This is a genomic window from Grimontia sp. THUN1695 (assembly GCF_059704325.2).
Window position 1 is genome coordinate 2,804,543 of record NZ_AP046577.1, and the last position, 23,222, is coordinate 2,827,764.

Consider the following 23,222-nt stretch of genomic DNA (forward strand, 5'->3'; position numbering starts at 1 on the left):
GGCCGTAATTTACCAGATTTTTATTGAAAACCCACGAAATATGTGACTTGGGATCGATTTATATTGACCCCACCACCTTGCCAACACTCAAAAGCAAGGCAGGGAAGTTTCCCCCAATCCCTTAACCTTCCCCGCCTGCGGACAGATCTTGCGCCACAACAGTGCGCAAAACAAAACGGCTATCCGTACCGCTTTGTTGGCGATACATCGTCCTTTCTTTCTTCAGCTTTCGATCGACCTCACAGCGCCAACATTGTCTTTTTCTTAGGCACTATCATTCGTTGACAACACTGCATAACCGCTGCTGAATGGATTGGCATACAATCCCTTGCATGCACCATTATGGTGCGCGTACGCACCATGAGTGATCATGAGATGGCACTTTTTTATGTCATTCTCGTTTAACAGCACATCATGACAGGGATTTTAAAATTGGCACACTTTTCGCTTCAGTGGAGTCAAACCCATTTTTGGTGAAGCGCAAGGTGCTTCTTCGCCAAGTTAGAGAACCATGACACCGGAGGTTTATTCACATGTCAGTAGAAAACGTACTCGCTTTAATCCAAGAGCACGAAGTTAAGTTTGTTGACCTGCGCTTCACCGATACCAAAGGTAAAGAGCAGCATATCTCAATCCCAGCGCACCAGATCGATGCGGACTTCTTCGAAGAAGGCAAAATGTTCGACGGTTCTTCTGTTGCAGGTTGGAAAGGCATTAACGAGTCAGACATGGTGATGATGCCTGATGCAGCGTCTGCTGTACTGGATCCCTTCACAGAAGAGTCAACCTTGAACATCCGCTGTGACATCCTTGAGCCAGCGACGATGCAAGGCTACGACCGTGACCCTCGTTCTATCGCCAAACGCGCAGAAGACTACATGCGTTCTACCGGCATCGCCGACACGGTTCTGATTGGTCCTGAGCCAGAGTTCTTCCTGTTCGATGACGTGAAATTCTCTACTGACATGTCAGGGTCTTTCTTCAAGATTGATGATGTTGAGGCCGCATGGAACACAGGTGCTGATTTCGAAGGCGGTAACAAAGGCCACCGTCCCGGTGTGAAAGGCGGCTACTTCCCGGTTGCACCCGTTGACTCATCACAAGACATCCGCTCCGCAATGTGTTTGGTGATGGAAGAGATGGGCCTAGTTGTTGAAGCCCACCACCACGAAGTGGCGACAGCGGGTCAGAACGAAATCGCAACCCGTTTTAACACCCTTACAACCAAAGCCGATGAGATCCAAATCTACAAGTACGTTGTCCATAACGTTGCCCACGCATTCGGTAAAACAGCAACCTTCATGCCGAAACCGCTGGTTGGTGACAACGGCTCTGGTATGCACGTTCACCAGTCGCTGGCAAAAGACGGCCAGAACCTGTTTGCAGGCGACAAGTACGGCGGTCTATCTGACACTGCGTTGTACTACATCGGTGGTATCATCAAGCATGCCCGTGCGATCAACGCCTTTGCGAACCCATCAACCAACTCGTACAAGCGTCTGGTTCCTCACTTCGAAGCCCCTGTTATGCTGGCATACTCTGCGCGTAACCGCTCTGCGTCTATCCGTATCCCTGTGGTACCAAGCCCGAAAGCACGTCGTATCGAAGTTCGCTTCAGTGACCCAGCCGCAAACCCATACCTGTGCTTCGCCGCTATGCTGATGGCAGGCCTTGATGGCATCAAGAACAAAATTCACCCTGGCGATGCCATGGACAAAGACCTGTATGACCTGCCAGCAGAAGAAGCGGCTGAGATTCCAAAAGTAGCAGAGTCTTTGCAGCAAGCACTGCAATGCCTGGATGAGGACCGTGAGTTCCTGACAGCTGGCGGCGTATTCTCTGATGACTTCATCGATTCTTACATCGCACTGAAATCCCAGGACGTTGAACGCGTAAACACGGCAGTTCACCCATTGGAATTCGAATTGTATTACTCCGTGTAACTCAACGAATTTCAGAGAAAATCAAAGGGCTCGCTCACAGGCGGGCCTTTTTTCTGTTGTCTGGAAGTCTGCCTCACGGAAAATAGGTGTCTGGTATCTTCGCCATCCACTGTTTCGGGAGTCACCATGCGCATTACCGGAATGCTTCTTATGGGAACACTGTCTGCCACAGCCAGTGCTGGCGATTATTATCGCTGGGTCGATGAAAACGGCACCCTACATTTCAGCGATGTACCGCCATCTGTCAGCCTGGAGCTTGACGTAGAAATCGGCACTGTGCCATTGCCAAGCCAGAATGCACCAGAGGTTTTTGCTCCGGACGCGCCTGATGCACCAGATATGCCAGCCACGCCTGAGAAGCCAGTACAGGCTAGTCGCGTCTCCTTGCTTTCCCCGGCAGACAAAGCCACTGTCCGTCATAACCAAGGCACTATCACACTCCACCTTTCTACCGATCTGCCGTTGGGCAAAAACCAATCCGTCCGTGCAGTAGTGGATGGGAAAAAACAGCCATCATCCAAAGACGCGTCCCTGACACTGAAAAATGTCGATCGCGGAGCTCACACCATAAAGGTGCAACTGCTAGAAAATGGCAAGGTAATTGCAGCATCCCACTCAGTGACCGTGTATCTGCACCGGGCGAAGGTAAAGAAAACCCTTCCTCCGGCTAAACCAAGCCCCAGATAACATGGGTAGAAACGCTATCTGGCAATGCTGTTGTAGGCAGCTCCTTTTCAACACTGCACAACAACGCACTATCAGGTAAACTAGCCTGCACCAAACTAGTGCAACCACAAAGGAAGATAATGTGGCCACACTGACTGAAACTGTCATGGACAACTTGATCACCGCAGTATTGGTACTCGACAACGATCTTGTTGTGACCTATGCCAATCCTGCAGCAGAGCAACTGCTTTGTTTGAGCACACGACGTTTGCTCGAGCATCCCCTTCCGGATTTACTCCAGCATTGCTCTATCGATCTGGCTCTGGTGAGGGAAACCCTGGCAAACGGTCAAGGGTTAACCGACAGCGACGTGACCCTAGTTGTAGATGGCAGGCAGCGAAAAGTGGAATTAAGTGCCAGCCCCCTGATGTGGGCACGCAGTCCTTCGATGCTGATTGAAATCAAGGCCATCGGGCACCAGCAGCAAATCAGTAAAGAGCTCCAGCAACAGGCGCAGCAACAGGCAGCCAAAGAGCTGGTTCGGGGTCTCGCCCACGAAATAAAAAACCCGCTGGGCGGCCTTCGCGGTGCGGCGCAACTGTTAGAAAAGATGCTGCCAGACCCAAGCCTTGGTGAATATACCCGCATTATTATTGAGCAGGCCGACCGGCTGAGAAACCTGGTTGACCGCCTTCTGGGCCCGCAACGGCCTGGTCACCGCCAGAAAGAAAACATTCACGTTATCCTGGAGAAAGTGCGCCAGTTGGTGGCACTCAGTGCCGATACCGTAACCGTCGAGCGTGACTATGACCCTAGCCTGCCGGACATTGACATGGATCCTGAGCAGATGGAGCAGGCCATTCTCAACGTGGTGAGTAATGCTGCCCAAATTCTTGCCGATACCCCCAACGGGGAAATTGTGCTGCGCACCCGTACCGATCACCAGGTGGTGATCAACGGTAAACGGCACCGTCTTGCAGCGCGCATTGATATTGCCGATAACGGCCCCGGCATTGCCCCGGAACTGCAGGACACCCTGTTCTACCCTATGGTATCAGGTCGCCCGGGCGGTACCGGACTTGGGCTTTCCATCACCCGCAATCTGATAGACCAGCATCAGGGGAAAATTTATGTCAATAGCTGGCCCGGCAGCACTACCTTCACCATTTTGTTACCAATCCGTCGCTAAAGGGGAGAACATGAGCAAAGGATTAATCTGGGTCGTCGACGATGACAGCTCAATCCGCTGGGTACTCGAACGTACCTTGGGCGCGGCAGGACTCGCCTGTGAAACCTTCGCTGATGCCGACAGCGTGCTGGATGCCTTAAACCGGGAGGTGCCGGATGTGTTGGTTTCCGACATCCGTATGCCAGGCACTGACGGTTTTACCCTGTTAAACCGCCTGCAAACCGAATACCCCATGTTGCCGGTGATCATTATGACCGCCCACTCTGATTTGGATGCTGCGGTCAGCGCCTACCAGAAAGGGGCGTTTGAGTACCTGCCCAAACCGTTTGATATTGATGAAGCCGTGGCGCTGGTTGAACGTGCAGTCGCTCACAGTCAGGAGCAAAAACGCCAGCGTTCCCCCAAAGAAACGATGGAGGCAGCACCAGAAATTATCGGCGAGGCCCCTTCGATGCAAGAGGTGTTCCGCGCCATCGGTCGCCTCTCCCGTTCGTCCATCTCCGTGTTGATCAATGGTGAGTCCGGCACTGGCAAAGAGCTGGTTGCCCATGCCCTGCACCGCCACAGCCCACGGGCCAGCAACGCCTTTATTGCTCTGAATATGGCAGCGATTCCCAAAGACCTGATTGAGTCAGAGCTTTTCGGCCATGAAAAAGGGGCCTTTACCGGTGCCAACAGCATCCGTCAGGGGCGTTTCGAACAAGCCAACGGCGGCACCCTGTTTCTCGATGAAATCGGTGACATGCCGCTGGATATCCAGACCCGCCTGCTACGCGTACTGGCAGACGGTCAGTTTTACCGCGTCGGTGGTCACCAGGCTATCAACGTGGATGTCCGTATTATCGCCGCCACCCACCAGAATCTGGAAAAACTGGTAGCAGAAGGCAGCTTCCGGGAAGATCTGTTCCATCGCCTGAACGTGATCCGGGTTCACCTGCCACCACTGCGTGAACGCCGTCAGGATATCGGCCAACTGGCCAAACACTTCCTGAAGCGTGCCTCTGATGAGCTTAATATCGAAGTGAAGTCCCTGCATCCGACCACGCTGGACTTAATGTCTGGTCTCGCCTGGCCCGGGAACGTTCGCCAATTGGAAAACACCTGTCGCTGGCTGACCGTCATGGCGAGTGGTAAAGAAATTTTGCCTGAAGATTTACCGCCAGAGCTGATGCAACCAGAAACCCTCGAAAACCATGGTGATGGTGACAGTTGGCAACAAGCATTGTCCCGCTGGGCAAGATGCTCACTCAATAATGGCGATGACAATCTGCTGCAGGAAGCATTGCCGGAGTTTGAACGCATTTTACTGCGTGAGGCCCTGAATCACACTCGGGGCCATAAACAGGAAGCCGCGAAATTGCTGGGTTGGGGACGTAATACTTTGACCCGCAAACTCAAAGAACTTCAAATGCACTAGAAACCCCAACGCTGTTCGCATTTTAAACAGCACAGGTTAACACATACCTCAAAACCGCCTTTTTAGGCGGTTTCAGATTGCTGACTAACCCCGCTTTTTCAAGCGGGGTTTTCTTTTGTTAGCGGCCGAAGGCCGCGATCGCGCTATTTTTCCATATTGTTATGTTCAGGCTGCTTTTAGCCCATAGACGCTAAATTGCGTCACTATCTGGACTATTTGCCGTGTATTGAGCCCGATTTTTCGAAGATAAGCCTCCAGTAAGGCTATCTTCTTGATGTTTTGCGCTGCTGCCGCCAACCAGCATTGGATTTGTACTTTCAACAGACCACGGAACCTCGCATAGCGATGGCCATGATGTTGTTTGGCATCTGCGAAGCTTCGCTCCACCGTCTCTGCCCGTCGTCGGTACACTTTCTTTCCCCAGGCTGTCAGCCTCAAGGCATTGGCATTCTCTACCGATTTCTCGAACAGGTGCCGGGTTATCACCCGTTTGTGATTCTTGCTCTTGGTGCAATCATCGCGCAGCGGACAGGTTTTGCATATCTGTGGGTCAGAGTGATACTCGCGGTATGCCTGACGGTTGGTGGTCTTGTAAACCAGCTCCTGTCCCTGAGGACAGAGATAGCGGTCCGTCTCTTTGTCGTAATGAAAGTGCTTTTTCTTGATAGGATTCTTCGTACGGTGCGGCCGGCGGTATCCCATCACCGGCAGGATTTGGCGCTGCTCCAGTTCATGGCAGATAGTCGCGGTGAAGTAACCGGCATCAAGCCCGGCGGCAACAGGCGAGAGCGTAAAGCGCGCTAACGTGGTATCCAGACGGGCGATATACGGTTGGGCGTCATTCACATTGCCTGGCGTGACATGGGTGTCGAGGATGATGCCGTGTTTGCCGTCGACGGTGCGATGGTCAAGGTAGAAGAAGCCCTGTGGTTTTTGGTCCCGTGTCATGAACCCGCTGTCTGGGTCGGTGGTGCTGACTTTGGTGTTTTTCTCAATGTGACCATCTTTCGGTTTGAGTGGGCGTTTTCCTTCTGCTGCACGGTCAGCGTCAACCGCTTCATCTAACAGCTCGGCATAAGCACTGACGTTTTGTTTCACCAGTTCGTTACGGTATTTACGCTTGTTGGCATTGGCTTTCAGGTGAGTGCTGTCGGTAAACAAGACGCGTCCCTCGACCATACCTTTGCTCATCGCCTGTTCGACGATACGGATGAAGATGCGTTCGAACACGTCGGTATCATTGAAGCGACGGCGGCGATTCTGGCTCAAGGTGGACGCATCAATCACCTTTTCAGTGAGTGACATGCGAAGGAACCAGCGGTAAGCGACATTGACCTCGATGTCTTTGACGAGCTGGCGTTCACTTTTAACACCGAAGAGGAAGCCTAGGAGCAGGATTTTGAACAGGCGAACGGGGTCTATCGCAGGACGGCCATTGTTGTGGCAGTAGAGATGGGCGACTTCGTCGCGGATAAACTCAAAGTCGACGGCAGCATCGATTTTGCGAACAAGATGGTTTTTGGGAACCAACTGTTCGAGTGTCACCATCTCGAATTCATATTGCTGAGGGCCAGGGTCTTTAAGCATGTCACCACATCCATGATTGATTTGCTTATCCCTTATTAGATCAAAGCCCCAGCCAAATGGCCAGGGCTTTGTCAGCAGTCTGAAACCGCCTTTTTAGGCGGTTTCCCTATTTCCCCCTACTGACGCGTCTATTAATAGCCCTTATACTTGCCAAAAGTTGATTTAAGGATATTCACATGATCGCAACCCACCTTCCTTTGACGGATCTTCACCGTCACCTTGATGGCAATATTCGCATTAACACCATTTTGGAGCTGGGTCAGGCATTCGGTATGTCACTTCCTGCGGATACCATTGTTGCTCTGCGCCCACATGTTCAGGTCATGTCTAGCGAACCGGATTTGGTTGGCTTCCTGTCCAAACTGGATTGGGGTGTCGCGGTACTGGGCGATCTGGATGCGGTACGCCGCGTCGCGTACGAGAACGTAGAAGATGCCCTCAACGCGCGCATTGATTATGCGGAACTGCGCTTCTCCCCCTATTACATGGCAATGAAACACCAATTGCCAATACAAGGCGTGGTGGAAGCCGTGATTGACGGCGTTCAGGCAGGAAGCCGGGATTTTGGTGTAAAAACCAACCTTATCGGTATCATGAGCCGCACATTTGGCATCGATGCCTGCATGCAGGAGCTGGATGCACTGCTGGCACTGAAAGAGTATCTGGTCGCGATTGATTTAGCCGGTGATGAACTGGGTCAACCGGGGCATCAGTTCAAGGAACACTTTGCCAAAGTGCGTAAAGCGGACCTGAATGTGACTGTCCATGCCGGTGAAGCCGCCGGTGCAGAAAGCATGTGGCAGGCAATTAACGAGCTGGGCGCAACCCGTATAGGCCACGGCGTGAAAGCCATTGAAGACCCATCTCTGATGGAACATCTGGCAAAAAACCGCATCGGTATTGAGTCATGCCTGACCTCGAACATGCAGACCAGTACCGTAGCCTCACTGGAAGCGCACCCGGTGAAGGCGTTTCTGGCGGAAGGTATCCTGGCCACCCTGAACACTGACGACCCTGCAGTGTCCGGTATCGAACTGCCTTACGAATACGAAGTTGCGGCACCACAGGCAGGCCTGAGCCAAGCACAAATCACCCAGCTTCAGACGAATGGAATAGAAATCGCATTCCTGTCTGACAGCGACAAAGCCGAGCTGAAAGCCAAAGCAGCAGCTCGTAGTTAATCAGCCATACGAATAAAAGTATCATGTTCGACGTATTTTTTACCGCAAATGAATTGGTTGCCGCAAGCCCAGGACAACTGGCCGCAGCAGCACTGGCTGTGGTGCTGGCCATTTTCAGCATCGGCAGCGGTGCCTAACTCCCAGCCATGAAAAAAGCCGCAAGATGCGGCTTTTTTCATTTTGGTCATCTGGGCAGAGGGTTAAATCACCCGGGAAAATTGTTGCTGGCGCGCCCTGTCACGCAGGTAGGTGTCAAAGCACATACAAATGTTGCGGATCAACAGACGCCCTTTCAGGGTCACCTGAATGGTATCGTCATCCACTGTTACCAGGCCGTCATCAACAAAGCACTGCAGCAATGACAGATCTTCAGCAAAATAGCTGTCAAAGCTGAGGTCAAACGCTTGTTCAATGGCGCGCTTGTTGAGCGTGAAATTACAGATAAGTGACTTAATCACTTCACGGCGAAGCAGATCATCGCCGTCCAGCATCACCCCTTTCCAAAGTGCATGACGTTGCTCGTCGACCTGATGGTAGTACTTTTTCAGCTCTTTCTGGTTCTGGGCGTAGCAGTCACCAATCATAGAAATTGCTGACACACCCAATCCCAACAAATCACAATCGCCCTGGGTGGTGTACCCCTGGAAGTTACGATGCAGGACACCTTCACGCTGCGCCACCGCCAGCTCATCATCTGGCAGGGCGAAGTGATCCATACCGATAAACTGGTAGCCTGCACCTGTCAGGGTATTGATGGTCTGTTCCAACATCGCCAGCTTTTCCTGAGGTGATGGTAAATCGACCTCTTTGATCTTGCGCTGCGCAGCAAAAAGCTGAGGCAGGTGGGCATAGTTAAATACAGACAAACGGCCCGGCTGCATGGTCAGCACCTGTTCCAGTGTTTTGGCAAAGGTCTCACTGTTCTGGTGTGGCAGGCCATAAATCAAATCGAGGTTGGTAGAGCGGAAACCAAGCGCCTTGGCACGTTCCACCATGGCCTTAATAAATGCCTCGTCCTGCTCCCGGTTCACCGCTTTTTGTACTGTCTTGTCAAAATCCTGCACACCGATACTCAGGCGGTTGAACCCCTCGCTGCGCAGGTGATCCAGCATATCGAGTTCAATTTCACGCGGATCGACTTCAATACTGATTTCGGCATCGGCATTAAGGCGGAACTCTTCACGCAACAGAGACATCAGGCGGGAGATTTGCGCTTTGCTCAGGAAAGTGGGTGTCCCGCCGCCCCAGTGCAACTGGGTGACATTTCTGTCACCCAGCAGGAATGCACGCTGGCGGATTTCCAGCTCCAAGGCATCGAGGTACTGGTCAGCCTTGTGCGCATGCCGGGTGATCACCTTGTTGCAACCACAGTAGTAGCAAAGGGTATGGCAAAATGGGATATGCACATACAGTGACAGGTTGCGGTCTGGGTACTGGGTACACGCCATGTCAAACTCGGCCGCGGTAAAGACCTCATGGAATTCCAGTGCGGTGGGGTAAGAGGTATAACGTGGCCCTGAGTAGTTGTACTTCTCAATCAGTGCCTGATCCCAGATAATTTGCTGCTTAGACATGTGTGTTCCCGCCAAAATAAACAACCGGACGATGGTAGCAATGTAATACTGCCACACTCTCCGGCTGCTAAGAATGATTCCCGCACAATAAGCGGGAAAAGTGTTGGTCAGATCTTACCCTGAAACTGAATACTCAGCTCGACAGGGTATGTACCGGTGTCATTTTGGCACCGGTAAACGCAAGGATTTCCTCAAGCTCAGTATGAATGGCCTGTTGCAATCGGGCTTCTGCCTTCAGGCGTTCCATATCATGGCGCATGCGCTCGCGCTTTTCGATTTTCTTACGATCATCGCCGCGCGGCATGTCTTTTACCACGTTATAGAGCTCATACAGCGCAGGGAAGCGCTCTGGAAATTCCACACGTTTTTCTCCCTGAAGGTGATCCATGATCATATAGAGGCGAATTGCAGCCTCTGACAGGTCACACTGCTCTTGCAGGGTTGCCATAGCAATGACATCAACACTTTCAATGATCTTCTCATTGCGTTGTTTAATCGCCGTCTCCATCGCCTTTTCCTGCATATGGGTTTGCTGACGAAGCTTCGACAGCAACCAGCCGGCATACGCTGCAAGTCCGAGAATAATTGCAACACCCAGTGCTACAACACCGGTAGGAAGAGTCTCCAACACTTACTCCTGTTCAAATTTGAGGTTTTCAAACTCCGCCAGCAGATCGTCATCGCCACGGCGCTTGTTTTTGTTCGGGGCTTCTTCTTCCGGCTCATCCTCGTCAAGCAGGCCAAGCTGTTTCATCAGTACCTCAATGCGGTCCAGTTTCTCATCAACATACTGTTGTAGACCGGCGCCAAGGCTTTCCCCGTTCTCAATACGGTCCAGAAGCACATTCAGTTGTGCATCATTTTCCAGCATCTCCAGTTCTTGCTCTGCACTCAGGCGACGGGCCTTTTTGCCTTCTGCTGATTTCGGATGTGGCTTGGTCTCCACCACCAGGGGAACCGGCTTTTTGCTGCCAAGACGCGGATCACGCTGAGCCTGCGCCTGACGCTGTTGTGCGGTTTTACCCTCAGAATGGCGTGAGCCGGCTTTCAGCCCTTTGCGTTTGTTCTTGCGTTTGCGGGCCAGTGCGGCAATGTCTTCTTTGCTCAGCGCTTTTTCTTTGTATTGTGCTGGACCTTCAGAGCCAACTTTGCGGGCTTTTTTCTTGCGGGTCATTCGTTTTTCTTCCTCAGTAAAATTACGTCGTTACCAACAAAGTCCACGTCAAGACCATCACGTTCGGCCAAAAAGCAGAACGTTTCGCGACTGAAAAAACTCACGTGGGTTGGGTCATTTTTGTAATGCCAACGTTTAAATGCATCGGCATCGATAACAAGCTTGGTCATGATGGCTAACCAGCCTCCCGGCCTGACCAGGCCCAGTAATTGTCTCCATTCCCTGTGAGGCAAGTAAAAATGTTCAATCGCTTCGGTGCAGGTAACAAAGTCATAGGTCCTTTCCAACACCCCGTCGTCCGGAAAGAAATAGGGATCGAAGATCGCCATGTCATGACCAGCCTCCCGCAGCATGGCTGCCAGTGCTGGGCCAGGGCCACATCCAAAGTCTAACCCCTGCAAAGGTACATCCCCGAGTTTTTCACCAAGCGGCGTCACGATACGGCTCAGAAAGTGTCGGTAACCTGGGTCGTCCACCACATTTTCATGCTGATTATAAATCGCCTTCTCTTCTTCAGCAGATAACAGGCTGTTGGGGTCAGCAAAGACCAGTGAGCAACGCTGGCAACGGAAGTAACGGCGACGTTTATCCTGCTCGAAATCAGTGATATCTGCTGATTCACAAAGAGGGCACTCAAGGGACATGGGGAGTTCACACCAAATTGAATGGCGGAAATGTAGCAGAAAGTTGAATAAGAAAAAAGCGACAGGCACAGCCTATCGCTCTATAGCGTTCTAATGAACGGATTTACCGTTTTCATCCCTAACAGTAACACCACTTCCCGGTGAACAAAGGTCCGTTTGTGCCTGGGCGTCCTGCCATTTTTATTTGAGCGTTTAACTCGTAACGTCCTGTCTTCATCACCGTCCTGGTGTGTGTCCTGACTTCCTTCCTGAAGAGGGTCCATACTCGTGTGAATCCTTCACACAATACGTCTTCCTGACGATATAACTTCCTGGTTACCAAGGCTTATCCCAGCCAAACTCCATTTGAATCCTGCCGCAACCCTGCGTCATCGTCCTGATGGTCCTTTTCCCTGTCATTCTCCTGCTGACAGAATTAAGTATACGCTTTCACCGAGTTCAAAACAGGCTGCTATTCACAATTTAAACAGACCATTGCCACACCAAATATTTATCTTTTTGAAAAATAAGACAAAGAACAAAAATCCGGCAAATTTTTCATCTACTGTCTGTGAGTGCAATAGTCGAACGCTTACAAAAGGGATAGGAAAAATAGCGAATCCGAAACGAAAAAAGGTAACCAACGCTACCTTTTTATACACTTGCGGAATGCATTTTCTATTGCACAACCTGCTGTTAGTGTAGACCACCCACATATTTAGAAATCGCATCGATTTCTTTGTCAGACAGTTTGGCTGCCACAATGCGCATCATGCCATTGAGATCATTGTTACGCTGACCATCACGAAATGCCGTCAACTGTGCCTTCACGTAATCAGCATGTTGACCGGAAACTTTAGGGAAACCTGATAGCGAGGTGCCGTTTCCACGCGGGCCATGACATGCTATACAGGCTGCAATGCCTCTCTCTTGGTTTCCAGCAAGATAAAGCGCTTCGCCTATTTCGATAGCAGATTCCGGTGTAGAACCTGGTTTTGCTGTCTGAGATGCGTAAAACGCTGCCAAATCTGCCATGTCCTGCTCCGAAAGTGCAGCCACCATACCCGCCATTATCGCGTTGTTCCGTCCCTGTTCACCACCAGTAGTCATACCCAGCTTGAACTCTTTAAGCTGTTTTAGAAGGTATTTTTCATGTTGGCCTGCCAGAGTTGGGTTGGCGGGAATGACGCTGTTACCATCGGCACCATGGCATGCGGCACAAGTAACTGATTTTGCTTTACCTGCTTCTGCATTGCCTTGAGCAAAGGCAGTAAAGCTTGCGAATAAAGTGAGTAGTAGCGCTAATATCTTCATGACATTCCATTTATAATTATCAAGCTTCCAATACCACGATGCCCACGCCATCATGATACAATTATCGAGCAAAAACCGAGCACGGTCATTTTACACAATTTCACATAAAAGTAATCAGTCGACTACATAAAGTCGAGACGGAGTTAACAGTGAATCCTTCACTCAACTATCGAAAGACCCACTTTATTACCAGTGCCCCAGATATCCGGCATTTACCACCGGATACCGGAATTGAAGTCGCGTTTGCAGGTCGCTCCAATGCAGGTAAATCTAGTTCAATTAACCGGCTTTGTGATCAAAAAAACCTGGTTAAAACCAGTAAAACGCCGGGGCGCACACAATTGATCAACTTGTTTAAAGTGGACGAAGGTTGTCACATCGTTGACCTGCCAGGTTACGGTTATGCACAAGTGCCTCTGGAAATGAAAAAGAAATGGCAAAAATCACTCGGTGAGTATTTGCAAAAACGTGATCAACTCAAAGGTCTGGTGGTACTGATGGATATCCGCCATCCACTCAAAGAGCTGGATCAGGATTTAATTTTCTGGGCGGTGGATTGCAAACTTCCAGTGCTGGCACTGCTGACCAAATGCGACAAGCTGAAAAGCGGGGCACGGAAAGCGGAGCTGCTGAAGGTGCGTGAAGCAGCAAAAGATTTTGGCGGCGATGTAGAGGTTGAGCTGTTCTCTTCACTCAAGGGCATCGGCGTCGACAAACTCCGTCAGAAGCTGGATTCCTGGTATCATCCAGCGCAGCCTGTTATCGAAGACGCCCAGGACAACAGCGTACAAGACAATCAATAACATTGTAAAAATAAAGACCCCACCATGCAGGTGGGGTAACGGGAGAGAAATAGGAGGTTTTTTAATCGTTATAGAATTAGTGTCAACGAATTTCCCCCACCCTGCAAGTTCCCATGCTGAAAACCATCGTTAGATTTGCCTGAATTAACCGTCAGCCAGAGTTATTACTCATTCAACATATTGATTTTTATTATGTTTAAAAACATTCACAAAACTTATTTTTCATAAAGAAAAATCAAACATGCGATATGTTTTTAAGCACCAATATTTTTGGAATTGAATTACAGAATGAGTGAGATAAAAAAGACCGGAATGAGATCTCAATCCGGTCAGAAAGAATGTGGGGGGAGCCTGTCGTAAGGTGCAATACAGCCCCCCTAGCACATCAAGAACAAGAAGCAGTGGTCATTATAATATCAATCTCACCAAATTAAAGTAATTACTCTAAAATGATATAATGAAAATAGTCCTCATAGACAATACAAACTCAACATGCTGTATTAACTGGATTTAATTGAAATACTCAAGACGTAAGCGAGTGTAGAAAAATCCCAATAAAAAATGCCCCGGCCAACAATTGTCAACCGGGGCTGCTGAATCAGCTAAATCCAATAACGTGAAACAAAAGGTCTGAAAGATAGAACATCTTACCTCTGTACCCTACGACTGTTACTGTATATCAAATGATCGATGAAGAAAACCCCTTACGTAGTTTTTTTTCATCAATTTATAAAATGAACATTTCATATACGCATACAGTTTCATTTTATGAATAAAAAAGCCTGTAAATACAGGCTTTTTTTTCTATAGAATATAAGTATACCTGTGGGAAAATGGCTTTAACCAGCCAGATTTAATGGGCCTGGTCCCAGTTTTCCCCACTTCCGGAGTCTGCAACCAAGGGGACTTCAAGTAATGCCGCCGATTCCATCAGCTTACACACTTGTTGCTCAACATCAGAAAGGTGTTCGGTATCCACTTCCAACACCAGTTCATCATGTACTTGCATGATCAAGGCAACCCGGCCTTCTGGTTGTTGCTGTATCCATGCATCCACCAGAATCATAGCGCGTTTAATGATATCAGCAGCTGTTCCTTGCATCGGCGCATTGATTGCCGCACGCTCAGCACCTTTACGGCGCATCGCATTACTGGATTTGATTTCAGGCAAATGCAGGCGGCGACCAAAGATAGTCTCTACGTATCCCTGCTCAGCGGCCTGGAGACGGGTGTTTTCCATATACTGGCGCACGCCCGGATAACGTTCAAAGTAGCGTTCCATGTATTGCTGCGCTTCACCACGGGGAATACCCAGTTGCTTGGCGAGGCCAAACGCACTCATGCCGTAAATCAGGCCAAAGTTGATGGCTTTGGCCCGGCGGCGCATTTCCGGGGTGACATCACTGATATCAATGCCCATCACTTCTGCCGCTGTCGCTGCGTGGATATCCTTGCCGTGACGGAATGCGTCAATCAGGGCTTCATCACCGGACAGATGCGCCATGATACGCAGTTCGATTTGCGAATAGTCGACAGCCAAAATGGTTTTGCCCTCTGGCGCAATAAAGGCCTGACGGATGCGGCGCCCTTCTTCGTTGCGGATGGGGATATTCTGCAAATTAGGATCGGTTGATGATAGACGACCGGTTGCTGTCACCGCCTGATGGTAAGACGTATGTACGCGGCCAGTGGCCGGTTTGACCATCTTCGGCAGTTTGTCGGTGTACGTGGATTTCAGTTTCGCCAGGCCACGGTATTCCAAAATACGTTTTGGCAGTGGGTAATCAAGTGCCAATTCCTGAAGCACTTCTTCGTTGGTTGATGGCGTGCCTGACGGTGTCTTCTTGATAACAGGCAGGCCCATCTTTTCAAACAAAATCACCTGAAGCTGTTTCGGTGAGCTTAGGTTGAACTCCTCTCCGGCCAACTCAAACACTTCTTTTTCAAGCACATCCAAACGCACCGCGATTTCCTGGGATTGCTGCGCCAGCATTTCAGCGCTGATCAAAACCCCATGGCGCTCCATGCGCGAAAGCACCGGCACCAGTGGCATTTCATATTGCTCGAAAATGACTTTCAGTTTTTCGTCATTGTTGAGTTGTGCCATCAAGGCATTGTGCAAACGCAGCGTCACATCCGCATCTTCTGCCGCGTAAGGGGCAGCCTGCTCCAGCTCAATCTGGTTGAAAGTCAGCTGCTTTTTGCCTTTGCCGGCAATCTCTTCAAAGCTGATGCACTTATGTTGCAGGTAGCGAAGCGCCAGACTGTCCATATCATGCTTACCGGCCACACTGTTGAACACGTAGGATTCCAGCATGGTATCGTAAGCAATACCGCGCATTGCGATGTCATAACGGGCCAATACACTCGCATCATATTTCAGGTTCTGGCCGACTTTCAGCGCACCGGCATCTTCCAGCCATGGTTTTATTTCTGCCAGCACCCAATCCCGGTCGAGTTGTTTCGGGGCATCCAGATAGTCGTGGGCCAGAGGCAGGTAAGCCGCCTCACCTTCTGCAACCGCAAAAGAGACACCGACCAGGTTGGCTTCCATATAATCCAGGCTGTCAGTTTCCGTATCAAACGCCACCACATCCGCGTTTTTCAGCTTTTCCATCCAGCGCTGGAACGCTTCTTCAGTCAGGATAGTGTCGTACTGGCTGCGGTCGATTGCTGCCGCTTCAAACACTACATCAGCTTTTTCGGCGGATTTTGCTGCAGTTGCGCCAGAAGCCGCTTTTTCTGACAAGGCTGTCACACCGGCACCGCCATTTTGTGCTTCGGCCAGCCAGCGTTTGAAATTCAACTCAGTGAACAACGCCACCAGTTTTTCATTATCCGGCTCACGGTTGGTCAGTTCTTCTGGTTTGAACGGCAGCTCACAATCCAGCTTGATAGTGGCAAGCTGGTAAGAGAGATAGGCATTTTCTTTGTTCTCTTCGAGCTTCTTGGCCATGGTTTTTGAACCATGGAAACCAAGATCGGCGATCTTGTCGAGATTGGCATAGATATCATCAAGACCACCGATGCCAGCAATCAGGGCAGTGGCCGTTTTCTCTCCTACACCCGGCACGCCTGGGATGTTATCCACTTTGTCACCCATCAGCGCCAGATAATCGATGATGTGCTCAGGCCCAAAACCGTATTTGTCGTGCACACCCTGCGGGGTCATGATGACATTGGTCATGGTGTTGATCAGGGTAATGTTGTCATCTACCAGCTGCGCCATATCCTTGTCACCGGTGCTGATAAGGATAGGCATACCGGCTTTCGACCCCTGCACAGCAAGGGTACCAATCACATCGTCGGCCTCAACCCCTTCGATCACCAGCATGGGGAAACCCATGGCTTCAATGATCTCATGCAGCGGCGCAATCTGGCTACGCAGATCATCCGGCATCGGTGGACGATGCGCTTTATATTCCGCATACATGTCATCACGGAATGTTTTGCCTTTGGCATCAAAAATGACTGCCACGTGCGATTGTGGATACTGCTTCACCAGACTGCGTAGCATATTGACCACGCCATAAACCGCCCCGGTCGGTTCGCCTTTGGCATTGGTCAGGTTGGGAGAAGCGTGGTACGCGCGGTAAAGATACGAAGAGCCGTCGACCAGGATCAACGGGTTATCAGGAGTCGTCGCCATAACGTTATAAGCTAACCGGTAAATGATTGATGGGTTAGGATGCCATGACTTCCCAAAACTGTTAACCCGAGATTTCAAGGCAAAGGACAGAAAGACCAAGATAAACGCTTGGGTTTTATTTCCCTTTCAACTGCTTTCTGCTCTCTCTTAAGTACCTTGTGAATAAACCTCATACACAAGGTATTACGCCAATATCGTTGTGGATAAGTTTGTTGGTATTTATTTTTACTGCTGTAAGTCGGTTTCAATACACTCTCGAAAAAATAATTTAATTCTTTTAAATTTATATAGTTAAACCTAAGTCATTGATCATGATCAGGATCGATCGTTGATCATCGATTGTGGAAAAAGAAATTCATCTATTGATCGCGTTATCCAGAACAATTATTAGATGCAGATGTGTGATGATGTGATCCGGTTAGATTCAAATCACCACCAATTTGTACATAAACTACTCTGGATTGAACCAACAAACAGACTGGATTTCAGGCTATCGTCTGTCTGGGAAACGATGATGAGGACACATTTATGAAAAAAGTGGCAGTCATTCTGGCTGGGTGTGGTGTTTACGATGGGGCAGAAATTCATGAATCTGTATTGGCCCTGCTGGCGATTGAACAGGCCGGGGCCAGCTGGCACTGCTTCGCGCCAGATATTCAACAACACCATGTGATTAACCATGCTGACGGAGAAACCTCTGGCGACACACGCAACGTGTTACAGGAAGCGGCGCGCATTGCCCGTGGTAATATCCACCCCCTGTCAACGCTCAATGTCAACGAGTTTGACGCCCTGCTGTTGCCGGGCGGATTTGGCGTTGCGAAGAATCTCAGCTCGTTCGCTACCGCGGGCGGTGAGATGGAGATTGAAGAAGAGGTGCTGAGAGTGTGTAAAGCCTTCGCCAATGCGGAAAAACCAGCGGGTTATATCTGCATATCCCCTGTGCTTATCCCTAAAGTGTATGGCCCAGGCGCCAAAGGCACGATTGGCAACGATCCACACGTTGCCCAGGCATTTAACGCCATGGGAGGTGAGCATATTGACTGTCCGGTTGATGATTTTGTACTCGACCAGAGCCGTCGCCTGTTATCTACGCCTGCCTATATGCTGGCGACGTCTATCAGCGAAGCCAACGCCGGGATCAGCAAACTGGTAACCAAGCTGGTTGAACTGGCTTAGACAAACCTGGAAGACAAGAAAGAAAAAAGCGACGCTTCGGGAGAGGCGTCGCCTGCATCAGGTATGACTGCGAAATATAAACAGTCTTATGCAAAAACATATACTGGAAGCAATGTGAGCAATGTCGTGTGTCCAGCAGCAAGCTCCTTACTTGCCTTTGAACAATTCAAATAATAATCATTCTCATTATTATTTGACAAGCGATATTTTGTTTATTTTTTGTCTTTATTCAACAGGTGTGATCTTTTTCACAAAATGAAGGCGATATTGCGCCAAGGTTTCTTTTTTCTCCAGATGCTCAATCTGGTAATGGTTACTCAACAGCAAGCACAGCATACCGGCGAAGCAGTTGCGTGATTTTACACGCAGGCTGGTATAGCCATGTTTTGCTACCCATTGCTCTTGGGTATTTAACAGTGCCTGCGCGATGCCACGGCGACGGCCTGACTGGGTCACACCTCCCAGCCAACTGTAAAAACACGTTTCATCCAGTTGGTAGCCAATTTTGACACCACAGAGCTCACCCTCAATCTCTGCCACCAGTATTAGCGAAGGTTTGTCACCGAGACGTTTTTTGATGGAATCCTGTGTTTCCTGACGGGCAAATTCTTCTATCTGGCCAAGCACGCTCACGGCCTCAGCCAATGTCCCTTCCCGAATAATCATGGGGTTGTCCTTAAAATGGTTCGCGCCGGAACGCCGTTTTTTCAGTATAGAAAACGTAAAAAAGCCAGCCTTCCGACCGGCTCTCTTTCCCTCTGTTTATTTTATCGTGCTTGTCGCTTAAACCGGGTTGGTTTCAGCCACGTTGTTCACCTTTGTAATGCGGCTGACAATATAGTTCAGCAACACACCGTACATAGGCACGAACAGGCCAAGGCTAATCACCAGTTTGAAGGCATAGTCGACCAACGCAATTTCCACCCAGTTTTCTGCCATAAAGGCATCCGGGCTGTTGTAGAAGGCAATGGCAAAAAATGCCAGGGTATCTATCGCATTACCAAACAGGGTGGAACAACTCGGTGCGACCCACCATTGTCTGGTCTGGCGCAGACGGTTGAACACGTGAATATCGAGGATTTGCCCCAGCAGGTATGCCATAAAGCTTGCTGCCGCAATACGTGCAACGAAGAGGTTAAATTCATTCAGGTGACCCAGTCCCTGAAATTCCCCCTGATAAAACAACACTGACAACACATAGGAGATCAGCAGGGAGGGCACCATCACCGCGAAGATAATTCGACGTGCAAGGGCAGCACCAAAGATGCGGACGGTCAGATCCGTGGCCAGGAAAATAAATGGAAACGTAAATGCTCCCCACGTGGTGTGAAAACCAAAAACGGTAAAAGGTAACTGAACCAGATAATTACTGGATGCAATGATCACCAGGTGGAAAACCACGAGGTAAGAGAGGGCGTTGCGCTGCTGCGCGGGTGTAAAAGTGCTCATTGTGAACCTTTTTGTCATTGGGGGTGAGGGAACCCAAATTACTAATCAGCCAGATACGGTGATCTGACGCCTGAGAAGGTGGCGAATTATACAGCAAATTTTGTGGTTGCCAACCGCCTGAGGCGGACTAGCCAGCCAGTTGTTTCTTCAGCCAACTATGCAGGAAAACCAACTCGTCCTGACCTTCATCGCCCAGTGTTTCCAGCCAGACACTGGCGCTGTAATGCCCGGCGCGGAGCACAAGGGCCACACCTTCAAAATCAATCAGCCAGCTGAGCAAATCTGCATCAGTCTGTTTTTCCTTCACGCTGGCATCCAGCATCTGGCAAAGCGCCTGCAAATGCTGCTCTGCGTTGTCAGCATCGAGAGTATCGGCGACCAGCACCAGACGCCCGGCGACCGCATCCAGATGCGAAAGGCGGAATGTCGGGTTATCCATAGCGTGTCTCGTCATGGTTAAGAGTGATGTGATCTTCAATCACATCCAGAAACACATTGCCGTATTTCTCAAGCTTACGCTGGCCAACACCGTTGACCGCCAGAAGCTCTGCCTGCGAGGTTGGGATCATCTCAGCCATTTCAATCAGGGTGGCATCATTGAAGACCACATACGGCGGGATGTCTTCTTCATCGGCAATCGCTTTACGCAGCTTGCGGAGCTTGGCGAACAGTTTCTTGTCGTAGTTACGCTTGCCAAGTTTGTCAGCTTTACTGCGCGCAGACAGTCCCAGCCTTGGCACGGCAAGCTCCAGCGCAATCTCACCACGCAGCACAGGACGGGCTTCTTCGGTCAGTTGCAGCACCGAGCTTCGGGCAATGTTCTGCACCAGATAACCACGGTGGATAAGCTGGCGGAAAATGCTGACCCAGTACTCATGGCTGAATTCTTTTCCTAAGCCATAGGTACTGATTTTGTCGTGTCCGTGCTCCTTAATACGCTGGTTTTGCATTCCGCGCAGCACTTCAACGGTATAGCCGATACCAAAGTTCTGGTTCACGCGATACACACAGGACAGCGCTTTTTGCGCCTGCTCAGTGCCATCAAACAGGGTTGGCGGGTCAAGGCAGATATCGCAGTTGCCGCAAGGCTCGTTGCGGTATTCACCGAAATAGTTCAGCAGCACCAGACGACGGCAGGTCAGGGCTTCTGCAAATGCGCCCATCGCATTGAGCTTGTGGCTTTCCACCCGTTTTTGTTCGCCATCCGGTTTTTCCTCAAGGCAACGGTGCAGCCAGCCAATATCAGAGGGGTCATAAAACAGTATCGCCTCTGCCGGCAGGCCATCCCTCCCGGCACGCCCTGTCTCCTGATAATAGGATTCGATATTACGCGGAATATCGTAATGGACCACAAAGCGCACGTTGGGCTTGTTAATACCCATACCAAATGCCACGGTTGCCACCACAATCTGCACATCATCCCGCTGGAACGCTTCCTGCACCCAGGCGCGCTGATCGGTAGTCATCCCGGCATGATAGGCCGCAGCGCGGATGTTGCTGCCCATCAGCTTTTCCGCCACCTGTTCGACCCGTTTACGGCTGTTGCAATACACGATCCCGCTCTGCCCGGACTGGGTGGCGAGAAACTGGGTCAGTTGCGCCAGCGGTTTGTGCTTTTCCACCAGGGTGTAACGGATATTGGGGCGATCAAAACTGCCAAGATAGATATGGGGGTCAACAAGTGCCAAGCGCTGGCAGATATCCTGACGCGTGGTGTCATCTGCCGTCGCGGTCAGTGCCATCACCGGCACTCCGGGGAAATACTGCTTCAGGCTGCCAAGCTGGGCATATTCCGGACGGAAATCGTGTCCCCACTGACTGATACAGTGCGCTTCATCAACCGCGATCAGGCCCGGTGTCACGGCTTGCAGGCGTTCGATGAAATCCCGCATCAGAATACGTTCCGGTGACACGTACAACAGCTTGAGGTTTCCATTTCGCAGCGCCTGCCAGGTGTCAGACTGGGATTCCGGTGTCATGGAAGAATTCAGGCACGCTGCCTGCACGCCGTTGGCCAGCAGCTGATCGACCTGATCTTTCATCAGGGAAATCAGCGGCGAGATCACAACAGTCACGCCATCACGCACCAGCGCCGGTATTTGATAGCAAAGGCTTTTCCCACCGCCAGTTGGCATGATCACCAATGCATCACGCCCGCCAATGGCGGCATCGATAATTTCTTTCTGACCGTCACGGTAACTGTGGTAGCCGAACACCTGCTGCAAAACGGTTTCGTCATGCGTCAGTGGTGGCATCATTTCGGCTGATTCGGCAACGGTCATAGCACTTCTCATCATGGGATAGCCGCTCATTCTAAACGCAGCGGCACAGGGATAAAAGATCAACAATGTCGAAGAACCGCCCTTTCAATTATTCTTCTCGGAAAAGGTGTGCTTCAACAGAGGAAGCCCATATACTGGCAACGTAACAAAAACATTTACCGATGGGGATGCTGACTGTTCACCAGAAAAATCCGCATCAAGCCCTTATCTTCGTTGCACATGCCGCCAACCGGCGGTTTTTACCCTTTTGTATTTTCAGATGTAGAGATTTCGCAGTGAATGATGCGCAACAGACCCGCCGCGGTGTCTTACTGGCGTTGGGTGCTTACACCATGTGGGGTGTGGCCCCACTATACTTCAAGGCCCTGACAAATGTGCCTCCTCTGGAGGTGTTAATGCACCGCGTGCTGTGGTCGTTTTTCTTCCTTGCCCTGATCATCCACGCCAGCGGAGGCCTTGCCCGCGTCAGACTGCTGCTGAAAGACAAAAGACGCCTAGGATTACTGACGGTGACTGCCCTGGTGATTGCCACCAACTGGCTGATCTTTATCTGGGCGGTAAACAACGATCGGATGCTGGATGCAAGCCTTGGCTACTACATCAATCCACTAATTAACGTCGTGCTTGGCATGGTGTTTCTTGACGAGCGGTTCCGCAAACTGCAATGGGTCGCCGTAGCACTGGCCTTTTCCGGCGTGGCTATCCAAGTGATCACCTTTGGCTCCCTACCTTGGGTGGCACTGGTGCTGGCCTGCAGCTTCGGCAGTTACGGCCTGCTGCGAAAAAAAATCAACATCGATGCGGCAACCGGGCTCTTTATCGAAACCTTGGTCCTGTTGCCTGTGGCGCTGGTGTATCTGTTATTTATCGCTAACAGTGCCACGTCTGACATGATGCAAAATAGCCTTGGCCTCAACCTGTTGCTGGTAGCGGCCGGTATCGTGACAACCTTGCCATTGCTTTGCTTTAATGGCGCAGCAACCAAGCTTCGCCTCTCAACTCTGGGGTTTTTCCAGTATATCGGCCCCAGCATTATGTTTATGCTGGCTGTAGGCCTGTATAACGAACCTTTTACGGCGGATAAGGCCACCACATTCGCCTTTATCTGGATGGCACTTGCCATCTTCACGTTTGATGCCGTCAGGCAGCGCAACAAGCAGCGGCAGCAGCCCTGAAAACAGTCAGCGGCACC

The 23,222-nt window shown here is 50.5% G+C and carries 20 protein-coding genes; 8 read left to right on the forward strand and 12 right to left on the reverse strand.

Features of this window, described 5'->3' with window-relative positions:
• Window positions 1-533 precede the first annotated feature (533 nt).
• From glnA to glnG, 4 genes are all read left to right on the forward strand, one after another.
• Window positions 534-1,943 carry a glutamate--ammonia ligase gene (gene glnA, locus AC6IB1_RS16215; protein WP_005500910.1) on the forward strand — a complete coding sequence of 470 codons (1,410 nt, stop codon included), beginning with the start codon at window positions 534-536 and terminating at the stop codon, window positions 1,941-1,943.
• Window positions 1,944-2,069: 126 nt separating this feature from the next.
• The gene (locus AC6IB1_RS16220) at window positions 2,070-2,630 is read left to right on the forward strand and encodes a DUF4124 domain-containing protein (RefSeq protein WP_497567495.1); all 561 of its coding nucleotides are present in this window, start codon (window positions 2,070-2,072) and stop codon (window positions 2,628-2,630) included.
• A 121-nt stretch (window positions 2,631-2,751) separates the two neighbouring features.
• Entirely contained in the window at window positions 2,752-3,798 is a 1,047-nt protein-coding gene (glnL, locus tag AC6IB1_RS16225) for a nitrogen regulation protein NR(II) (RefSeq protein ID WP_497567496.1), read from the forward strand.
• A 10-nt stretch (window positions 3,799-3,808) separates the two neighbouring features.
• Window positions 3,809-5,215 carry a nitrogen regulation protein NR(I) gene (glnG, locus tag AC6IB1_RS16230; RefSeq protein WP_497567497.1) on the forward strand — a complete coding sequence of 469 codons (1,407 nt, stop codon included), beginning with the start codon at window positions 3,809-3,811 and terminating at the stop codon, window positions 5,213-5,215.
• A 165-nt stretch (window positions 5,216-5,380) separates the two neighbouring features.
• On the opposite strand, the gene AC6IB1_RS16235 is transcribed toward glnG, so the two are convergent.
• Window positions 5,381-6,802 carry an IS1182 family transposase gene (locus AC6IB1_RS16235; protein ID WP_497567121.1) on the reverse strand — a complete coding sequence of 474 codons (1,422 nt, stop codon included), beginning with the start codon at window positions 6,800-6,802 and terminating at the stop codon, window positions 5,381-5,383.
• Window positions 6,803-6,978: 176 nt separating this feature from the next.
• Between AC6IB1_RS16235 and add the strand changes: the two genes are divergently transcribed.
• Window positions 6,979-7,983 (forward strand): adenosine deaminase, encoded by a 1,005-nt coding sequence (gene add, locus AC6IB1_RS16240; RefSeq protein WP_497567498.1) that lies wholly within the window; start codon window positions 6,979-6,981, stop codon window positions 7,981-7,983.
• A 200-nt stretch (window positions 7,984-8,183) separates the two neighbouring features.
• On the opposite strand, the gene hemN is transcribed toward add, so the two are convergent.
• From hemN to AC6IB1_RS16265, 5 genes are all read right to left on the reverse strand, one after another.
• Entirely contained in the window at window positions 8,184-9,557 is a 1,374-nt protein-coding gene (gene hemN / locus AC6IB1_RS16245; protein WP_497567499.1) for an oxygen-independent coproporphyrinogen III oxidase, read from the reverse strand.
• A gap of 133 nt (window positions 9,558-9,690) precedes the next feature.
• Window positions 9,691-10,188: a DUF2489 domain-containing protein gene (locus AC6IB1_RS16250; RefSeq protein ID WP_497567500.1), complete on the reverse strand. Its 498-nt coding sequence runs from the start codon at window positions 10,186-10,188 to the stop codon at window positions 9,691-9,693.
• Window positions 10,189-10,731: a Der GTPase-activating protein YihI gene (yihI, locus tag AC6IB1_RS16255; RefSeq protein ID WP_497567501.1), complete on the reverse strand. Its 543-nt coding sequence runs from the start codon at window positions 10,729-10,731 to the stop codon at window positions 10,189-10,191.
• Window positions 10,728-11,375: a class I SAM-dependent methyltransferase gene (locus AC6IB1_RS16260; protein WP_497567502.1), complete on the reverse strand. Its 648-nt coding sequence runs from the start codon at window positions 11,373-11,375 to the stop codon at window positions 10,728-10,730. Before AC6IB1_RS16260 ends, yihI begins: the two co-directional genes overlap by 4 nt.
• Before the next feature lie 675 nt (window positions 11,376-12,050).
• Window positions 12,051-12,668: a c-type cytochrome gene (locus AC6IB1_RS16265; protein ID WP_497567503.1), complete on the reverse strand. Its 618-nt coding sequence runs from the start codon at window positions 12,666-12,668 to the stop codon at window positions 12,051-12,053.
• 149 nt (window positions 12,669-12,817) lie between these two features.
• Between AC6IB1_RS16265 and yihA the strand changes: the two genes are divergently transcribed.
• A complete protein-coding gene (gene yihA, locus AC6IB1_RS16270) occupies window positions 12,818-13,471 on the forward strand; it encodes a ribosome biogenesis GTP-binding protein YihA/YsxC (protein WP_497567504.1) in 654 nt (217 codons plus the stop codon).
• 598 nt (window positions 13,472-14,069) lie between these two features.
• On the opposite strand, the gene spfP is transcribed toward yihA, so the two are convergent.
• Window positions 14,070-14,117: a small protein SpfP gene (gene spfP / locus AC6IB1_RS16275; protein WP_438356882.1), complete on the reverse strand. Its 48-nt coding sequence runs from the start codon at window positions 14,115-14,117 to the stop codon at window positions 14,070-14,072.
• Window positions 14,118-14,324: 207 nt separating this feature from the next.
• Window positions 14,325-17,120 (reverse strand): DNA polymerase I, encoded by a 2,796-nt coding sequence (polA, locus tag AC6IB1_RS16280; protein WP_497567505.1) that lies wholly within the window; start codon window positions 17,118-17,120, stop codon window positions 14,325-14,327.
• Between the two features lie 528 nt (window positions 17,121-17,648).
• On the opposite strand from polA, the gene elbB reads away from it, so the two are divergent.
• A complete protein-coding gene (gene elbB / locus AC6IB1_RS16285; RefSeq protein WP_497567506.1) occupies window positions 17,649-18,299 on the forward strand; it encodes an isoprenoid biosynthesis glyoxalase ElbB in 651 nt (216 codons plus the stop codon).
• Window positions 18,300-18,524: 225 nt separating this feature from the next.
• Here elbB and AC6IB1_RS16290 read toward each other — a convergent pair whose 3' ends face one another.
• The 4 genes from AC6IB1_RS16290 to recQ form a co-directional block, all read right to left on the reverse strand.
• Complete coding sequence (locus AC6IB1_RS16290; RefSeq protein ID WP_497567507.1) at window positions 18,525-18,965, reverse strand: GNAT family N-acetyltransferase; 441 nt, start codon at window positions 18,963-18,965, stop codon at window positions 18,525-18,527.
• 117 nt (window positions 18,966-19,082) lie between these two features.
• Window positions 19,083-19,748, reverse strand: a complete 666-nt coding sequence (locus AC6IB1_RS16295) for a 7-cyano-7-deazaguanine/7-aminomethyl-7-deazaguanine transporter (protein ID WP_497567508.1) — start codon at window positions 19,746-19,748, stop codon at window positions 19,083-19,085.
• Window positions 19,749-19,875: 127 nt separating this feature from the next.
• A complete protein-coding gene (locus AC6IB1_RS16300) occupies window positions 19,876-20,187 on the reverse strand; it encodes a DUF3630 family protein (RefSeq protein ID WP_497567509.1) in 312 nt (103 codons plus the stop codon).
• Entirely contained in the window at window positions 20,180-22,030 is a 1,851-nt protein-coding gene (gene recQ / locus AC6IB1_RS16305) for an ATP-dependent DNA helicase RecQ (RefSeq protein ID WP_497567510.1), read from the reverse strand. The genes AC6IB1_RS16300 and recQ overlap by 8 nt, the downstream gene beginning before the upstream one ends.
• A 275-nt stretch (window positions 22,031-22,305) precedes the next feature.
• Between recQ and rarD the strand changes: the two genes are divergently transcribed.
• Window positions 22,306-23,205: an EamA family transporter RarD gene (gene rarD, locus AC6IB1_RS16310; protein ID WP_497567511.1), complete on the forward strand. Its 900-nt coding sequence runs from the start codon at window positions 22,306-22,308 to the stop codon at window positions 23,203-23,205.
• Window positions 23,206-23,222: the final 17 nt, after the last annotated feature.